Source organism: Terriglobus sp. ADX1 (assembly GCF_036877645.1).
Lineage (GTDB): Bacteria > Acidobacteriota > Terriglobia > Terriglobales > Acidobacteriaceae > Terriglobus.
Map to the genome: position 1 here is coordinate 1 of NZ_JAEDXV010000108.1, position 254 is coordinate 254.

Here is a 254-nt window from a genome sequence, read left to right on the forward strand (position 1 = left end):
GGGCCGTTTCGGAAGAGATGTTGCCGCATATTGCAGACCGTCCGTTAAGCCTCGTGCGTTGTCCGGAAGGCTCCGCACATCAGTGCTTCTATCAGAAACACGTCAATCACATGCTGCCCGCGGGCGTTGGCAGTGTGATGGTGGCTGACAAGAAAGGCGGCGCACCTGAGCCATACATCACACTCAACACCGCAGAAGCTCTCGCCGGACTCGCGCAGATGAGCGTGCTGGAGATCCATCCCTGGGGCTCGCGC

General features: G+C 59.8%; 1 protein-coding gene. It reads left to right on the forward strand.

Features of this window, described 5'->3' with window-relative positions; translation table 11 throughout:
• The coding region (gene ligD / locus JAO32_RS19825; RefSeq protein WP_334243620.1) for a non-homologous end-joining DNA ligase LigD at positions 1–254 on the forward strand (254 nt) is incomplete at both ends.